Genomic DNA, 15,175 nt, shown 5'->3' with positions numbered 1-15,175 from the left:
CCCTTGGGCAGGTCGGTCCTCACCAGTCAGACGCAGCAGGGGGCAACCGCCATGACGACAGGTCGGCTCGGTCAGCAAGCCGCGCCACCGAACGCGGCCTACGCCGGGCAGCTCGTGCATTTCCCGGACCCGGTCCGGGCGTCCCGCCACCCCAGAGGTGTGCGCATGGACGAGAACGGCAGCCCGGACTTCGCGCCGTACGCGCGCGCCGCCGCCGAGATCGCCGAGCCCCCGCAGGGCTTCGGCGTCGACGAGCTGCGGCTCACCGACTACGTCTCGGCCAACGCGGCGCTGGCGGCGAGCGGCCACGAACTGTGGGACACGATCCCCGCGGTCGCGACCCCGCACGGCTGGACCTGGCACCACGTTTCCGGCGGCCGGCGCATGGAGCTGGTCCCGGTCGAGGTCAAGGCACTGCTCAGGCACCACGGCGGCCTCGCCGCCACCGCGGTCGACCAGGACAAGCACGGCACCCGCCCGTTGCGGGAGACCCGGCCCGCGCACTTCCGGCTGCCCAAGGGGGCCGTCGCGGTGAGCGAGCAGCAGATCCTGGGCGTCGAGGAGGACCTCGGTTACCGCCTGCCCGGCGCGTACCGCTCCTTCCTGAAGGCGGCGGGCGGTTCGGCCCCGGTCGGCGCGGCGCTCGACGCGGAGCTCGGTCTCCTGGTCGACCAGCCGTTCTTCACGGTGCGTGAAGAGGCCGCGGTGAACGACCTCGTGTACGTCAACAAGTGCCTGCGGGACCACCTCACCAAGGACTACCTGGGCGTCGGCTTCGTCCAGGGCGGCATCCTCGCGGTGAAGGTGAAGGGCAACGGGGTCGGCTCGGTCTGGTTCTGCGCGTACGACGACGCCCGGGACCAGGACGGCTGGAGCGTGCAGGAGCGGGTGGACCGGCTGCTGCTGCCGTGCGGCGGCGACTTCGACGCCTTCCTGCAGCGGCTGGCGGGCAATCCGCCGGAGCTGGAGACCGTGGCGAACCTGATGGTGGACGGCGGCTTCGCGCGGGCCGTCCCGGTGGAGGGGTGAGCGCGATGGTGACCTTTGCACAGGCGCAGGAACGCGCGGACGAGTGGATCAACGGCGACATGCCCGCGTACCAGCACCGCGAGGTGCGGGTACGGGAGTTCGAGCTGGGCTTTGTGGTGTGGGGCGAGGACCGCGCCGAGGGCCCGGTCTCGGACGGCGGCCGGCAGCGGCTGGTGATCGCCCGGGACAGCGGGGAGGCCACCCTGTGGCCGGGACTGCCGGTGGGCGAGGTGATCCGGCGGTACGAGGAGGAGTACGGCGCGCACGACGCGGCGCCGGCCGCTCCGGAGCCGCCGCAGCGCATCGATCTGAATCAGACGTCGTTCCTGCTGAGCCCCCCGGAGTGGCTCCAGGAAGCGGCCGACAAACTGGGCATCCCGGATCATCGGGCGGGCCGGGACGGGGGCGCGCCGCCTCCGGTCCCCTCCGCTCCTCCGGCCCCTGCGGACACTCCGCCGCCCGCCGCCCCCGTCGGGCCCGCGCCCGCGCAGGGTTCGCGGGGCGGGCCGGTCGGGTACGAGCCGACCGCCAACGACGGCGTACCGGCGTCCTCCGTTCCGGTATCCCCGCCGAACGTCCCTGCCGGGTCCACCCCCTGGGCCGGGACCGACACCAACGGGGGTTCCGACGACGGTGCGGTGCCCCTGCCGGCCACGGTGTTCGCACCGCCCCTCTCGGGCGCCGACGACGAAGGCACGCCGCCGCCGGTCGTACCGGCCGACGCACCGACCGCCCTGATGTCCGGCGGCAGCCAACTGCCCGCGACGGCGGTCGTCCCCGGCCTGGAGCCGCGGCGAAGCGGCGCGCCCGCTTCCGGTGAGCCCGCTCCGGGTACTCCGGGCGCTCCGGGCGCTTCCAGCCCCGGTGACATCGCGGACGCGGCCACCAGCAAGGCCGTCGTGCCCCCGCGCGGTGCGCGCGGGGCTGGTTCGGCTCCCCCGCCGCCGCCCGGTGTCCCCGGCACTCCGGGAGCCCGGCCGGGTGCGCCCGTGCCGCCGCCCTCGGGCCCGGGTGCGCCCGGCGCTCCGGCGGGCGGATATCTGCCGACGCAGCTCGTCTCCCAGCAGGGCCCGCCGCCCGGTCCTCCGGGTCCGCCCGGTCCGCCCGGAGTCCCGGGTGCGCAGCAGCAGTCTGCGCCTCCCGGTCCTCCTGGTCCTCCCGGTTCGCCTGGTTCGACGCCTCCGTCGCTCGGTGGTGGGGTGCATCATGCGGCGACGATGCTGGCCGATCCGAGCATGGGCGGTCCGGGGACGCCGCAGCCGCCCGGTCCTCCGGGTCCGCCCGGTCCGCCCGGAGTCCCGGGTGCGCAGCAGCAGTCTGCGCCTCCCGGTCCGCCCGGTTCGCCTGGTTCGACGCCTCCGTCGCTCGGTGGTGGGGTGCATCATGCGGCGACGATGCTGGCCGATCCGAGCACGGGCGGTCCGGGCACGCCGCAGCCGCCCGGTCCTCCCGGCCCGCCCGGTCCTCCCGGAAGGCCGCAGAGCGGCGCCCCCACGCCGCCCCCGGCGTACGGGTATCCGCCGGCGCCGAGCGGTCAGCCGACCGTCGGCCCCGGCTACCAGGCCGTGCTGCGCTACCGCGCGCCCGACGGCAGCGAGCAGCAGCTGATCCGCCGCTCGGCGCCCGGCACCCCGCACCCCGAGTGGCAGATGCTGCATGAGCTGCGGGCCATGAACGTGCCGCCGCAGCAGGTCATCGAGCTGCACACCGAACTGGAGTCGTGCGAGCTGCCCGGCGGGTACTGCGCGCGGATGATCCGGGAGACCTGGCCGCAGGTACGGATCACCAGCGTCGCCCCGTACGGCACCGATCACGCCAGCCGCCAGCAGGGCATGCAGCATCTGCTCACCCATCAGGGCGAGCTGCACCAGGTGGCGGACGGGCCGGCGCGTCCGGCGCCGGTGCGGGCACCGCTGCCGCAGATGCCGCCCGCGGCCCCGGTGCCGCCGGAGGCCGTCGCCCAGGAGCTGCTCCAGGCCTTCGGACCGCAGGGCATCCTCCGCTTCGACCAGCGCGCGGTGTCCCGGCAGGGCGTGCCCGACACCGTGGCGCAGACGCTGGTGTGGGCGGGGCTGCCCGCCGACTTCGGGCCGTTCTTCTGGGCGCAGCCGGGCCACCCGGTGGTGCCGACGCTGGCTGAGCTGGCCGTGCAGCGGCAGGTGCAGGCCGCTCCCGACGCGGGGTCGTACCTCGTCATGGGGTCCGACTTCGGGCGGGCGATCTGTGTCCAGTACGGCACCGCGAACATCGTGGCCGTGCCGGTCGAGGCGGCTTCCCCCGCGGACGGGCACAGTCGGTCGGTGGCGCCGCAGTTCGTGAACACCGGGCTGCCGGAGTTCCAGCGCTCGATGGCGTTGCTCGGCCGGATGTGGCGGCTGCGCTTCGGGCTCAACCCGGAGCAGGCGGGCCGCTGGACGGTCGACTTCCAGGCTCAGCTGGTGGCGCTGGACGCGGCGGCGCTGGCGTCGCCGGAGAGCTGGTGGTCCGTACTCCTTGAGCAGATGTGGGACGGGCTGATCTGACCCGGCAGGCTCTGCGGACGGTGCCCGGCTCCCCGAGAAGGGGGGCCGGGCACCGTGCTGTGTGCGGCCTGTGATGCCTGTCGCTTCCGTCCGGAAAGCCGCTGATCGATTCCGACTTCTGTGTCAATTGCCGCATCCTTGACTTACCGCAGGTGGTCGAAGAGTCGAAAGAGGCTTCAGGGATGAGTTCTGCACCGGTGTCCGCTCATGGCTTTGTCGGCGTACGGGGACGTGGCTACCGTCCGGAGCAGGTGGACCGCACGGTGGCCGCGCTGTCGGCGGAGCGGGACGAGGCGTGGGAACAGGTGGCCCGGCTGACCGCGCTGGCCGAGGAGCTCTCGGCCGAGTCGGTCCGGCTGAACGAGACCGTTGCCCGGCTCGCCCCGCAGGACTACGCGTCGCTCGGTGAGCGCGCCCAGCGGATCCTGGCGCTCGCCGAGGGCGAGTCCGAGGCCGTCCGGGGCGCAGCCCAGGAGGAGGCGCAGGCGCTGCGGGACGCGGCGGACGCGGCGGGCCGGGGGCTCCGTGAGTCGGCGCGCGCGGACGCCGGGGCGATGCGGGCGGCGGCCGAGAAGCACGCCGACGAGACGCTGTCCGCGGCCGGGGGCACCGCCGGGACGACCGTCGCCGAGGCCCGCGAGGAGGCCGCGGAGATGGGGGAACAGGCGGAGTCCGCGATGGCCGAGACGCGTCGCCGCACCGCGAGCGTCCTCGCGCACCAGGAGCAGGAGCACGCCGAGCGGGGGAAGACGGCCGAGCGTGAGGTGGCGGAGGCCGAGGCCGCGCAGGCGGCGCACCACGACGAGCTGACCGGGCGGGCGGAGGCCCGGCTGGCCGAGGCGCGACGGGCGCTGGCGGAGACCGAGGAGGCCGCACGGCACGGCCAGGAGGACGCCGAGGCGCAGGGGGCGGAGCTGATCGCGGCGGCCCGGGTCCGTGAGGAGCGGGTGGCCAGGGAGACGGAGCGGATTCTGCGGGAGCACGAAGAGAGCCGCGAGGAGGTGCAGGCGCACATGGCGCACGTACGGAACTCACTCGCGGCGCTCACCGGCCGGGTGGCCCCGGCGGAGGACTGAGACCCGCCCGCCCGGTCCATCTGCCCGCCGCCCGCCGCCCGCTGCCCGCCGAGAGCCGAGAGCCGAGAGCCGAAAAGCTGCCCGCCGGAAGCCGTCAGCGCCTGGCGGTTGTTGCGCGACCGGGCGGAGGCCGGCGCCGCGCGGGCGCGGCGGCCCGTACGGGGCCGGGCCCTGCCCGCCGGGCAGCCGAACGGCCTTGTCGCGCAGCCGTGTTCAGTTCCGCGTTGCCGGGGGTGCGCCCGCCAGGAGGCATGGCTCCTCGGCCTGGTACAGCCGCCGTGCCTCGGGTGCCGTGTGGCGGGGGAGGACCGTTCCCAGCCAGCCCGCCAGGAATCCGGCCGGGATGGAGACGAGTCCGGTCGTGGTGAACGGGAACCAGTTGAAGTCGTACCCGGGGAAGACCGACGTGGGTGACCCCGAGACCAGATTGGTGCCGGTGATCAGCACCAGGACGGTGAGGGTGCCGACTATCAGGGTGCAGAGCAGTCCCGTACGGGTGAAGCGCCGCCAGAACATGCTGTAGACGAGCGCCGGGGCCAGCGCCGACGCGCCGACGCAGAACGCGAGCGTCGCCAGTGCCTGCACGTTCCAGTGCCTGGCGACGACGGCGAGCGTGGTGGCGAGGAGCCCGACGGCGACCGCCGAGGCCTGTGCCGTACGCATTTCGGACAGACCCGGCAGCGGCTTCCTGTCGGGGTCGCGCACCCCGTGCAGGCCGTGGGCGAAGAGATCGTGCGCGAGGGAGTTCGCGCAGGCCAGAATCATTCCGGCGACCGAGGCGAGCAGGGTCAGGAAGATCGCCGTCGTCATCGTCGTGACCACCAGCGCGCCCAGTTGGCCGCCGCCCGCGACCTCGCCGCTGACCTGGAGGATCGAGCTGTTCCCGGACGCCCCGGCGGCGGTGATGCGGTCATGGCCGACGAGCGCCCCCGCGCCGAAGCCGATCACGACGACGAGGAGGCAGATCGTGGCGACCACCGCGACCGCCCAGGACATCGAGCGGCGGACGGCCTGGGTGGAGCGGCTGCTCGTCATGCGCATGGCCACGTGCGGCAGGCAGGCGGCGCCGAGGACCACGGTCAGTTCGGAGCTGACCATGTCGAGCCCGCTGCCCTCGAACTGGAGCCCCGAGCGCAGATACGCGGCCCCCGCGCCGCTGCTGTACCGGGCGGCCGAGAGCAGGGCGCCGGTGTTCCAGTCGAAACGGTTCATGATCAGCACGGAGATGGTGAACGCGGCGATCAGGAGGACCAGGATCTTCACGATCTGGATCAGCGAGGTGCCCTTCATGCCGCCGATCGCCGCGTAGCCGATCATCAGGATGCCGAGCCCGATGATGGCGCCGGTACGGAATCCCGAACTGTCGAACCCCAGGATGAAGGCGAGCAGGTCGCCGCTGCTGGCGAGCTGGACGACCATCATCGGAACGAGTGCGGCGAGGGTCGTCGCGCAGGCGGTGATGCGGACCGCACGGCCGGGTGCGCGGCGCACGAGCAGGTCGCCCACGGTGAACCCGCCCGCGTTGCGCAGGGGTTCGGCCAGCAGGAACATCAGCAGCACGAGCGAGAGGGTGATGCTCAGGGCGAGGATCATCCCGTCGTAGCCGGTGAGCGCGATGATGCCGGTGGTGCCGAGAACCGTGGCGGCGGAGAGGTAGTCGCCCGCGAGGGCGAGGCCGTTCTGCAGGGGCGAGAGCGTGCGGGAGCCGGTGTAGAACTCGTCGAGGTCGTCGCGGTCCGGACCGGTCATCACGCAGAGGAGCAGGGCGATGGTGGCCACGGCGAGAAAGGCCACCAGGGACATCGACTGCGCGGAGTTGTCGAATCCGTTCACCGGGCCGCTCCCGCTCTTCGGATCCGGGCGGCCAGCGGGTCGACCGTGTGCCGGGCGGTCCGTTCGTACAGGACGATGGCGAGCAGCGTCACCGGGAACTGGCAGAGCCCCAGCGCCAGGCCGACGGTGAGACCGCCGAACAGGGCGCGGTCCATCAGGTCCTTGGCGAATCCGGAGAGCAGCAGGAAGACGACGAAGTAGCCGAGTGCGGTGAGGGTCGTGATGCGCCGCAGGAGCCGGTACGCGGTGCGCAGTCGGCGCAGATCGCCGTGGCGGGCGGGGGCGGCGACGGGTGTGGCGGGCGGGTCCTGCCGCTCCGGAAGCGGCGAGAGGGCCGAACTCTGCCAGGGCAGCAGGTAATCGGGCTGGTGCGGAGGCGGGGGCTGATGCCGCCGGGACGGCTTCGGCAGCCGTTCGGGCCAGGAGGAGTACGGGGAAGGGGGTGGGCTTCCGTACGACATCTGGGTGCTGCTCCTTGCATGGCTCGGGTCCTGGGTTGGACGGCAAGGCAGGAGTGCGGTGGTGCTGTCGGAAGCGCGAACATTACTCGCGGGTATGGGGAGTTGGGGAGACATTGGCCGGAACTCCTCATGGTAATGGCTCAGTTGCATGAGGTGTCGACCGGCGGCGGCCCGGCAGAGGCCCGGCGGAAAGGCATTCGACGGCATCTGTTCATCCGTGGGGCCGGTGGAACCCCGCCGTCCGCCGTCCGCCCTGCCCGGCGCCGGAGCGCGATGCGGGCGCCCGCCGCACGCGGCCATGGTCTGCGGTCCGCCGCCCGGTGCGGGCCGGGCGTACGCCCGCGGTCTACCGGGCCGGGGCGTCGTCGCCGGGCTCCTCGGGGAGGACCGGGAAGCGGCGCGGGGCCACGAAGACCAGTACCAGCAGGGCGAGCGCGGCTGCCCCGGCGGCGCCCAGGTAGACGTGGTCGACGGCGGCGTCGACGGCCCGCCGCAGATAGTCCGTCGCCGCGCCCGAGAGCCTGCCCGGGTCGTCCAGGGCGTGCGATATCGCGTCCAGGTCGTCCGGCAGTCCGGGCACCGGGGCGGCGGCCAGCCGGGAGGCGAGGATCCCGTTGGCGACGGCACCGAAGAGCGCGGCTCCGACGCTCTGGCCGACCTGGCGGCAGAAGAGCACGGAGGCGGTCGTCGTACCGCGCTCGGCCCAGCCGACCGTCGACTGGACCCCGACGATCAGCGGCAGTTGGAACAGCCCGAGCGCCGCGCCGAGCAGCAGCATGATCAGGGCGGGCTGCCAGGGCTCGCCCGGATACGGCAGCAGCGGGAAGGCGAGCAGTATCAGCAGGGCGCAGCTCATGCCGATGATCGCGGTGCGGCGGAAGCCGATGCGGTTGTAGACGCGGTTGGAGAACGCCGCCGACACCGGCCAGCTCAGGGTCATCACGGACAGGACGAATCCGGCGGCGATCGGGCCGAGGCCCAGCACCGACTGGGCGTACGTCGGCAGGAAGACCGTGGGGGCGACCATCAGCAGGCCCATCGCACCCAGCGCCAGATTGACCGAGGCGATGGTCCGCCGCCGCCAGACCCAGCCGGGAATGATCGGCTCCGCGGCCCGCCGCTCGACGACGACGGTCAGCGCGCCGAGCACGACGCTGCCGGCCAGCAGCCCGAGGGACGGGGCGGAGAACCAGGGCCAGGCGACCCCGCCCTGGACGAGCGCGGTCAGCAGCAGGGTGCCGGTGGCGAAGACGGCGAGGGCGCCCGCCCAGTCGATGCGGGGGCGGGGCGCGCCGGCCGCCCGGCGGTTGCGGGACGGCTCGTGGAGGTGGCGTACGACGAGCCAGAGCGCGAGCGCCCCGATCGGAAGATTGATCAGGAAGATCCAGCGCCAGTCCGCGTACACCGCGAAGAGCCCGCCGATCACCGGGCCGGCGACCGCCGACGTGGCCCATACGGTCGACAACTTGGCCTGGATCTTCGGGCGCTCCTTGAGCGGGTAGAGGTCGGCGGCGATCGTCTGCACGGTTCCTTGGAGGGCGCCGCCGCCCAGACCCTGAACGACCCGGAAGGCGATCAGCGCGGCCATGTTCCAGGCGGCGGCGCAGAGCACCGAACCGAACAGGAAGAGGGCTATGCCGGCGATCAGGACCGGCTTGCGGCCGAAGGTGTCGGAGAGCTTTCCGTACACCGGCAGGGAGACCGTCACGGCCAGCAGATAGCCGGAGAACAGCCACGAGAAGACGGAGAAGCCGCCGAGATCGCCGACGATCTGCGGAACGGCGGTGGAGACGATGGTGCCGTCGATGGCCGCCAGGGCCATCCCGAGCATCAGGGCGGCGACCACCGGGCCGCGCCCGCGCGGCGTCGCGGGGGAGGGGGAGGCCGGGCCCACCCCGGAGCCGGACACCGCTTCGGTACTGCCGCCCGCGCCGCTCACGAGATTCCTTCCCCCTGCACGTATTTTCTCGGGACACTGTCTCACCCGGGGGCCGCGGCGGGGAGGGGCCGCTGCCGGCCGACGGCTGCCGCGAGCGCCGCGGACCCCGGCGCGTGCACCTCCGGATGCAGTCCCTGATACGGCCCTCCACCCGGGGTCCGAGACCCCTAGGGGGCGCTCCCTACTTCGGCCCGGGGGCGGTTCCTCCCGGCGGAGGACGTGACGGCGGGGGGCCGTTCCTTAGCGTGTTCCTACACCGCGAAAAACGTCCGGATCCACCGCGAATGCGGCCGGCCGCAGAGGCCGGGGTGGGGAAAACCTCAGCCGAAGACTGCGCTGGGCACCAGTGTGCCGGACCTCCTCGCGACACCAGACTTCTCGCGTACTCCACGACATCCCGAACACTGACCGACATAGGAGAAAAACCGTGACAACGGCTGTAACCATTCCCAGGCACGAGGGCACTGGAGGGCGTACGGCCGTCGCTGCGCGAGCACGACAGGTCGTCAAGGCTTACGGGGCGGGGGAGACTCGGGTCGTCGCGCTCGACCATGTCGACGTGGACATCGCGCGCGGGCAGTTCACCGCGATCATGGGCCCGTCCGGCTCCGGCAAGTCGACCCTGATGCACTGCCTGGCCGGCCTCGACACCGTGACCTCCGGTCAGATCTTCCTCGACGAGACCGAGATCACCGGGCTCAAGGACAAGAAGCTCACCCAGCTCCGCCGCGACCGGATCGGCTTCATCTTCCAGGCGTTCAACCTGCTCCCCACGCTCAACGCGCTGGAGAACATCACGCTGCCGATGGACATCGCGGGCCGCAGGCCCGACGCCGCCTGGCTGCGGCAGGTCGTGGAGACGGTCGGTCTCGCCGAGCGGCTGAAGCACCGGCCCACGGAGCTCTCCGGCGGCCAGCAGCAGCGTGTCGCGGTGGCCAGGGCACTCGCCGCCCGGCCGGAGATCATCTTCGGTGACGAGCCCACCGGAAACCTGGACTCGCGGGCCGGCGCCGAGGTGCTGAGCTTCCTGCGCAGGTCCGTCGACGAGCTGGGCCAGACCATCGTCATGGTCACCCACGACCCGGTCGCCGCCTCCTACGCGGACCGGGTGCTGTACCTCGCCGACGGACGCATCGTCGACGAGATGTACAACCCGACGGCCGATCAGGTCCTCGACCGCATGAAGGACTTCGACTCGCGCGGGCGGACCTCATGACCGTCTGGAAGACATCGAGGCGCAACTTCTTCGCGCACAAGGGACGCATGGCGCTCTCCGCCGTCGCGGTCCTGCTGTCGGTGGCGTTCGTGTGCGGCACGCTCGTCTTCACCGACACCATGAACACCACGTTCGACAAGCTCTTCGCCGCCACGTCGGCCGACGTCACCGTGACCCCGAAGAGCCCCAAGGACAACGACCGGCTTCCGGAGAACGGCAAGCCCGTCACGCTCCCCGCCTCCGCCGTCCAGCAGATCGCCGGGGCCACCGGCGTGAAGGACGCCGAGGGCGCGGTCTCCAGCATGTCCGTCACCGTCGTCGACAGCCACGACAAGAACATGGGCTCGACATCGGGCGGCCCGACGATCGCGGGCAACTGGACGAAGAACTCCCTGCGTTCGATGGAGATCACCTCCGGCCACGCACCGCGCGGCCCGACCGAGGTGATGGTCGACGCCGACACCGCCGACAAGCACCACCTGAAACTCGGTGACGAGCTGCGCACCATCGCCGCGACCGGCGACATCAGGGCGAAGATCAGCGGCATCGCCACCTTCAAGGTCACCAACCCCGGTGCGGCGATCGTCTACTTCGACACCGTCACCGCGCAGACGAAGCTGCTCGGCAAGCGGGACGTCTTCAGCATCGTCTCCGTGACCGCCGAGGAGGGCGTCACCGACCCGCAGCTGAAGCGGAACGTCGCCGCGGCGCTCGGCGACACCTCCGCGTACGAGCTCCGGACCCAGAAGGAGGCCGCGGACAACAGCAAGGACTCGATGGGCTCCTTCCTCGACGTCATGAAGTACGCGATGCTCGGCTTCGCCGGGATCGCCTTCCTCGTCGGCATCTTCCTGATCGTCAACACCTTCTCGATGCTGGTCGCCCAGCGCACCCGCGAGATCGGCCTGATGCGCGCCATCGGCGCCGGCCGCAAGCAGGTCAACCGGTCCGTGCTGATCGAGGCGCTGTTCCTCGGCATCGTCGGCTCCGTACTCGGCGTCGGCGCCGGGGTCGGCCTCGCCGTCGGCCTGATGAAACTCATGGGCGCCGCGGGCATGGACCTGTCCACCAAGGACCTCACGGTCGCCTGGACGACCCCGGTGACCGGCCTCGCGCTCGGCATCGTCGTCACCGTCGTCGCCGCGTACATCCCGGCCCGCCGTGCCGGGAAGATCTCGCCGATGGCCGCCCTGCGCGACTCCGGAACCCCGGCGGACGGCCGCGCGGGCCGGGTCCGGGCCGCGATCGGCCTGGTCCTCACCCTCGCCGGCGGCGCCGCGCTCTACGCCGCGACGCGGGCCGACAAGTCGAGCGAGGGCTCGCTCTACCTGGGTGCGGGCGTGGTGCTCAGCCTGGTCGGCTTCATCGTGATCGGCCCGCTGCTGGCGGGCTTCGTGGTCCGGGTGCTGAGCGCGGTCATGCTGCGGATGTTCGGCCCCGTCGGACGGCTCGCGGAGCGCAACGCCCTGCGCAACCCGCGCCGCACCGGAGCGACCGGCGCCGCCCTGATGATCGGCCTCGCCCTGGTGGCCTGCCTCTCCGTCGTCGGCTCCTCCATGGTCGCCTCGGCCACCGAGGAACTCGACAAGTCGGTCGGCGCCGACTTCATCGTCCAGCCGACCGGTGGCGGCGGCGGGCTGATCGTGGATCAGGCGGCGAAGTCCCTCAGGGCCGTCCCGGGCATCGAGCACTTCACCGACTACAAGCACGTCAGCGCCTCCCTCACCGCCCCCGACGGCACCACCGGGAACGAGGGCCTGACCGCCGTCGACCCCACGTACAAGGACGACGTCCGACGCGAGACGGTCTCCGGGAAGCTGACCGACGCGTACGGCAAGGACGCCATGTCCGTCGGCGAGACGTACGCCACCGAGCACCACATCGAGGTCGGTGACCGGATCACCGTCGCGTTCAAGGGCGGTGAGACGGCGAAGCTGAAGGTCGCCGCCATCACCTCGGACGACGTCAACATCGACAAGGGCGCGATGTACATCAACATCACGACCGCCGAGCGCTACGTCCCCGCCGACGCCCTGCCGGACGACATGATCATGTTCGCGAAGGCCGCGGACGGCAAGGAGAAGGAGGCGTACGCCGCCCTCAAGGACGCGCTCGACGGCTACCCGCAGTACGAGGTGCAGAACCAGGCCGACTTCAAGCAGCAGTTGCAGGACCAGATCGGCCAGCTGCTGAACATCGTCTACGGCCTGCTGGCGCTCGCGATCATCGTTGCGGTGCTGGGTGTGGTGAACACCCTGGCCCTGTCGGTGGTCGAGCGGACCCGTGAGATCGGCCTGATGCGCGCCATCGGCCTCTCCCGCCGCCAGCTGCGCCGGATGATCCGCCTGGAGTCGGTGGTCATCGCGGTCTTCGGCGCCCTGCTCGGCCTCGGCCTGGGCATGGGCTGGGGCACGGCGGCCCAGAAGCTGCTGGCCCTGGAGGGCCTCGGCGTCCTGGAGATCCCGTGGCCGACGATCCTCACGGTCTTCGTCGCCTCGGCCTTCGTCGGACTGTTCGCGGCCCTGGTCCCGGCGTTCCGGGCGGGCAGGATGAACGTCCTGAACGCGATCGCCGCGGACTAGCGGGCACCGGTGCGGCCCGACGGCCGACATAGGATGACCTGATCCGGCCCCGGGGTGTTCCTCCAAACACCCCGGGGCCGGATTCGTGTCCGTACATCCCGGGCCGGATTCGTGTCCGTGGGTGTCTCTCCCGGACACCCCGCAGCCGGATTCGGGTCCGTGCGACCGGGGACGGGCCGCCGGGCGCGCGGCGGACGGATCCGCGTCCGTGCGGTCCGGGGTGCCGTTCCGGACACCGTGGCCTGGACCCTTGCACGAAGCTGCCGTGGCCCGTGCAGCAAGCTGACACGGCCGGGCGCGCCCCCGCGCCCTCCCCGCTGGCATCGTCGTCCTGCCGGGACCCCCCGGCAGGACGCAACAGCCGAAGGGGAAAACGTGCTCAGGTCTTCGCTTTCGCGGCAGTACGCCGGCGCCGCACGCACCGCCGCCGTCACCGGTCTCGCCCTCGTCTCGCTCGCGCTCTCCGCCGGTGCCGCCACCGCCTCGGGAGCGGCCCCCTCGGCTCAGCGGCACGGTCCCGCGCCCGCCGTCCAGACGCTCTGTACATACCTGGAGGCGGTGGTGGACCGGCTCCCCCTGCCCGCCGTACCCGCAGAGGTGTGCACGCTGGTCAACGGCTGGGACTAGACCGCCGTGATGCGGTTTCAGCTGCTAGGGCCGCTGACCCTCACGGACGGCCCCGAGGCCGTCGTGCTCCAGCCGTCGAAGCCGACGATCCTGCTGGCCGCGCTTCTCCTGCACGCCAACGCCGTGGTGTCCGCCGACTACCTCCAGCGGGCCGTGTGGGGAGAGGAGCAGCCGGCCACCGCCAAGGCCGCGCTCCAGACCTGTGTCCTGCGGCTGCGCCGGCTCTTCACCAAGCACGGGGTGACGGAGACCTCGATCGAGGCGGTGCCGGGCGGCTACCGGATCACCGCGGAGCCGCACTCCCTGGACCTGCTCGGCTTCCGGGACCAGGTGCGCCGGGCGCTGGTCCTGTCGGACGATCCGGAGGCGGAGCTCTGCGCGCTCAGGGACGCGCTGTCCCTGTGGCAGGGCTCGCTGCTGGCCAATGTGCGCTCCGACGTGCTGCACCGCGACGAGGTGCCGCGCCTCGCCGAGGAACGGCTGCGCAGCGTGGAGCGGGTCTGCGATCTGCTGCTGGGACTGGGCCGCTACGGAGAGGCCCTCGTCGAACTGTGGACCGCTACGCGCGTATACCCGGGCCATGAGCGGCTCCACGAGCAGCTGATCGAGGCGCTCTACCGGACGGGACGGCAGACCCAGGCCCTCGCGGAGTACCGGAGGATCAAGGAGTTCCTGCTGGACGAGCTGGGTGTCGACCCCTCTCCGGCCCTCCAGCAGCTGGAGCTCGCGATCCTGCGCGGCGAGGACCTGGAGGCGGCCGCCGGCCGGGCCCCGCGACGGCCGGGCGCCGCTCAACTGCCCGGAGCCGCCGCGCGGGTGGTCGAAGGGGAAGTGGTCGCGGCCCGGGGCCCCGGGCCCGCGGAACCGGCCGCGCGCCCGCCGGGGGCGTCCGGCGCCGCGGCCGCGCCGGACGTGACCGTGCCCCCCGTCCCGCCGCCGGTTCCCGCGGTGCCGAACTTCACCGGGCGGGACGCCGAGACCGCCGCCATGGTGGCCCGCCTCACCACCCCCGCCGCGCCCGGCGAGGGCGACCGGCACCCGCTCGCCGTCCTGGTGTCGGGGGCGCCCGGCATCGGCAAATCGGCCCTCGCCCACCACGTCGCGCACCTGGTGCGGGACAGCTTCCCGGCCGGCCGGCGGCTCGTCCGGATGACCCGGCCGGACGGCGGACCCCGGGGCGCCGCCGACGTCGCGGCGGAGGTCTCGGCGGCCCTGTGCCCCGGGCAGGCGGGCGGAAGCACCCTGCTCGTACTCGACGACGTGGTCGACGCCGACCAGGTGCGCCCGCTGCTGCCCGTCGTCGCGCGGGCGCAGGGGGCCGTGATCGTCACCAGCCGGATGGGGCTCGCCGGACTCATCGCCACGCACGGCGGGTGGGTGCACCGGCTCTCCGCGTTCACCGGGGCGGAGTCGTACGCGCTGCTGCTGTCCGTGCTCGGCACCGAACGCGTCGAGGCGGAACCGGACGCCGCACGCCGGCTCGCGGCGCTGTGCGGTCACTTCCCGCTCGCCCTGCGCATCCTGACGGCCCGGTTGCTGACCCGGCCCGGACTGCGGCTCGGGGACGCCGTCGGCTGGCTGGGCGAGGACCCGCTCGCCCGGCTCACCCTCACCGACTCCCCGGGCCTCTCCGTGACGGCCCGCTTCGACGGCGCGCTGAACCGGCTCGGCCCACGGCTCTCCGAGGCGTTCCTGCGCGTCGCGGCGGCACCCGGGGACACCTTCACGGCCCAGGACGTCCCGGCCGCCACCGAAGCGGTACTGGAACAGCTGGCCGACGCCGGACTGCTGGAGGACGGCCCGCCCGGCCCGTACCGCATCCACCGACTGCTCCGCGCCTACGTACGAAGAACCGACCAGGAACGTATCCACCGCACAGAGAAGGTGTGA

The 15,175-nt window shown here is 72.7% G+C and carries 10 protein-coding genes; 7 read left to right on the top strand and 3 right to left on the bottom strand.

What is annotated here, in order from left to right; all coding sequences use genetic code 11:
* Window positions 1-51: 51 nt before the first annotated feature.
* The 3 genes from ACFVT1_RS16195 to ACFVT1_RS16185 all read left to right on the top strand — a co-directional run bounded on the left by ACFVT1_RS16195 (window position 52) and on the right by ACFVT1_RS16185 (window position 4,627).
* Window positions 52-1,029 carry an SMI1/KNR4 family protein gene (locus tag ACFVT1_RS16195; protein ID WP_389795667.1) on the top strand — a complete coding sequence of 326 codons (978 nt, stop codon included), beginning with the start codon at window positions 52-54 and terminating at the stop codon, window positions 1,027-1,029.
* A 5-nt stretch (window positions 1,030-1,034) separates the two neighbouring features.
* Window positions 1,035-3,551, top strand: coding sequence for an SUKH-4 family immunity protein (locus ACFVT1_RS16190; protein ID WP_389795665.1), 2,517 nt, complete (start codon window positions 1,035-1,037; stop codon window positions 3,549-3,551).
* 182 nt (window positions 3,552-3,733) lie between these two features.
* Entirely contained in the window at window positions 3,734-4,627 is an 894-nt protein-coding gene (locus tag ACFVT1_RS16185; protein ID WP_389795663.1) for a cellulose-binding protein, read from the top strand.
* A 213-nt stretch (window positions 4,628-4,840) separates the two neighbouring features.
* On the opposite strand, the gene ACFVT1_RS16180 is transcribed toward ACFVT1_RS16185, so the two are convergent.
* From ACFVT1_RS16180 to ACFVT1_RS16170, 3 genes are all read right to left on the bottom strand, one after another.
* Window positions 4,841-6,460 carry a cation acetate symporter gene (locus ACFVT1_RS16180; RefSeq protein ID WP_389795661.1) on the bottom strand — a complete coding sequence of 540 codons (1,620 nt, stop codon included), beginning with the start codon at window positions 6,458-6,460 and terminating at the stop codon, window positions 4,841-4,843.
* Window positions 6,457-6,921 (bottom strand): DUF485 domain-containing protein, encoded by a 465-nt coding sequence (locus tag ACFVT1_RS16175; protein ID WP_389795660.1) that lies wholly within the window; start codon window positions 6,919-6,921, stop codon window positions 6,457-6,459. The genes ACFVT1_RS16180 and ACFVT1_RS16175 overlap by 4 nt, the downstream gene beginning before the upstream one ends.
* Window positions 6,922-7,267: 346 nt before the next feature.
* Window positions 7,268-8,752: an MFS transporter gene (locus ACFVT1_RS16170; protein ID WP_389796183.1), complete on the bottom strand. Its 1,485-nt coding sequence runs from the start codon at window positions 8,750-8,752 to the stop codon at window positions 7,268-7,270.
* 535 nt (window positions 8,753-9,287) lie between these two features.
* On the opposite strand from ACFVT1_RS16170, the gene ACFVT1_RS16165 reads away from it, so the two are divergent.
* The 4 genes from ACFVT1_RS16165 to ACFVT1_RS16150 all read left to right on the top strand — a co-directional run bounded on the left by ACFVT1_RS16165 (window position 9,288) and on the right by ACFVT1_RS16150 (window position 15,175).
* A complete protein-coding gene (locus ACFVT1_RS16165) occupies window positions 9,288-10,076 on the top strand; it encodes an ABC transporter ATP-binding protein (RefSeq protein WP_362199884.1) in 789 nt (262 codons plus the stop codon).
* Complete coding sequence (locus ACFVT1_RS16160) at window positions 10,073-12,658, top strand: ABC transporter permease (protein ID WP_389795658.1); 2,586 nt, start codon at window positions 10,073-10,075, stop codon at window positions 12,656-12,658. Before ACFVT1_RS16165 ends, ACFVT1_RS16160 begins: the two co-directional genes overlap by 4 nt.
* A 375-nt stretch (window positions 12,659-13,033) precedes the next feature.
* Entirely contained in the window at window positions 13,034-13,285 is a 252-nt protein-coding gene (locus ACFVT1_RS16155) for a hypothetical protein (protein ID WP_389795656.1), read from the top strand.
* 9 nt (window positions 13,286-13,294) lie between these two features.
* A complete protein-coding gene (locus ACFVT1_RS16150; protein ID WP_389795654.1) occupies window positions 13,295-15,175 on the top strand; it encodes a BTAD domain-containing putative transcriptional regulator in 1,881 nt (626 codons plus the stop codon).

The organism is Streptomyces sp. NPDC057963 (assembly GCF_042887155.1).
Taxonomy (GTDB): domain Bacteria; phylum Actinomycetota; class Actinomycetes; order Streptomycetales; family Streptomycetaceae; genus Streptomyces.
The sequence above is the reverse complement of the archived record's forward strand: the minus strand, read 5'-3'. Positions and strand labels throughout refer to the sequence as shown.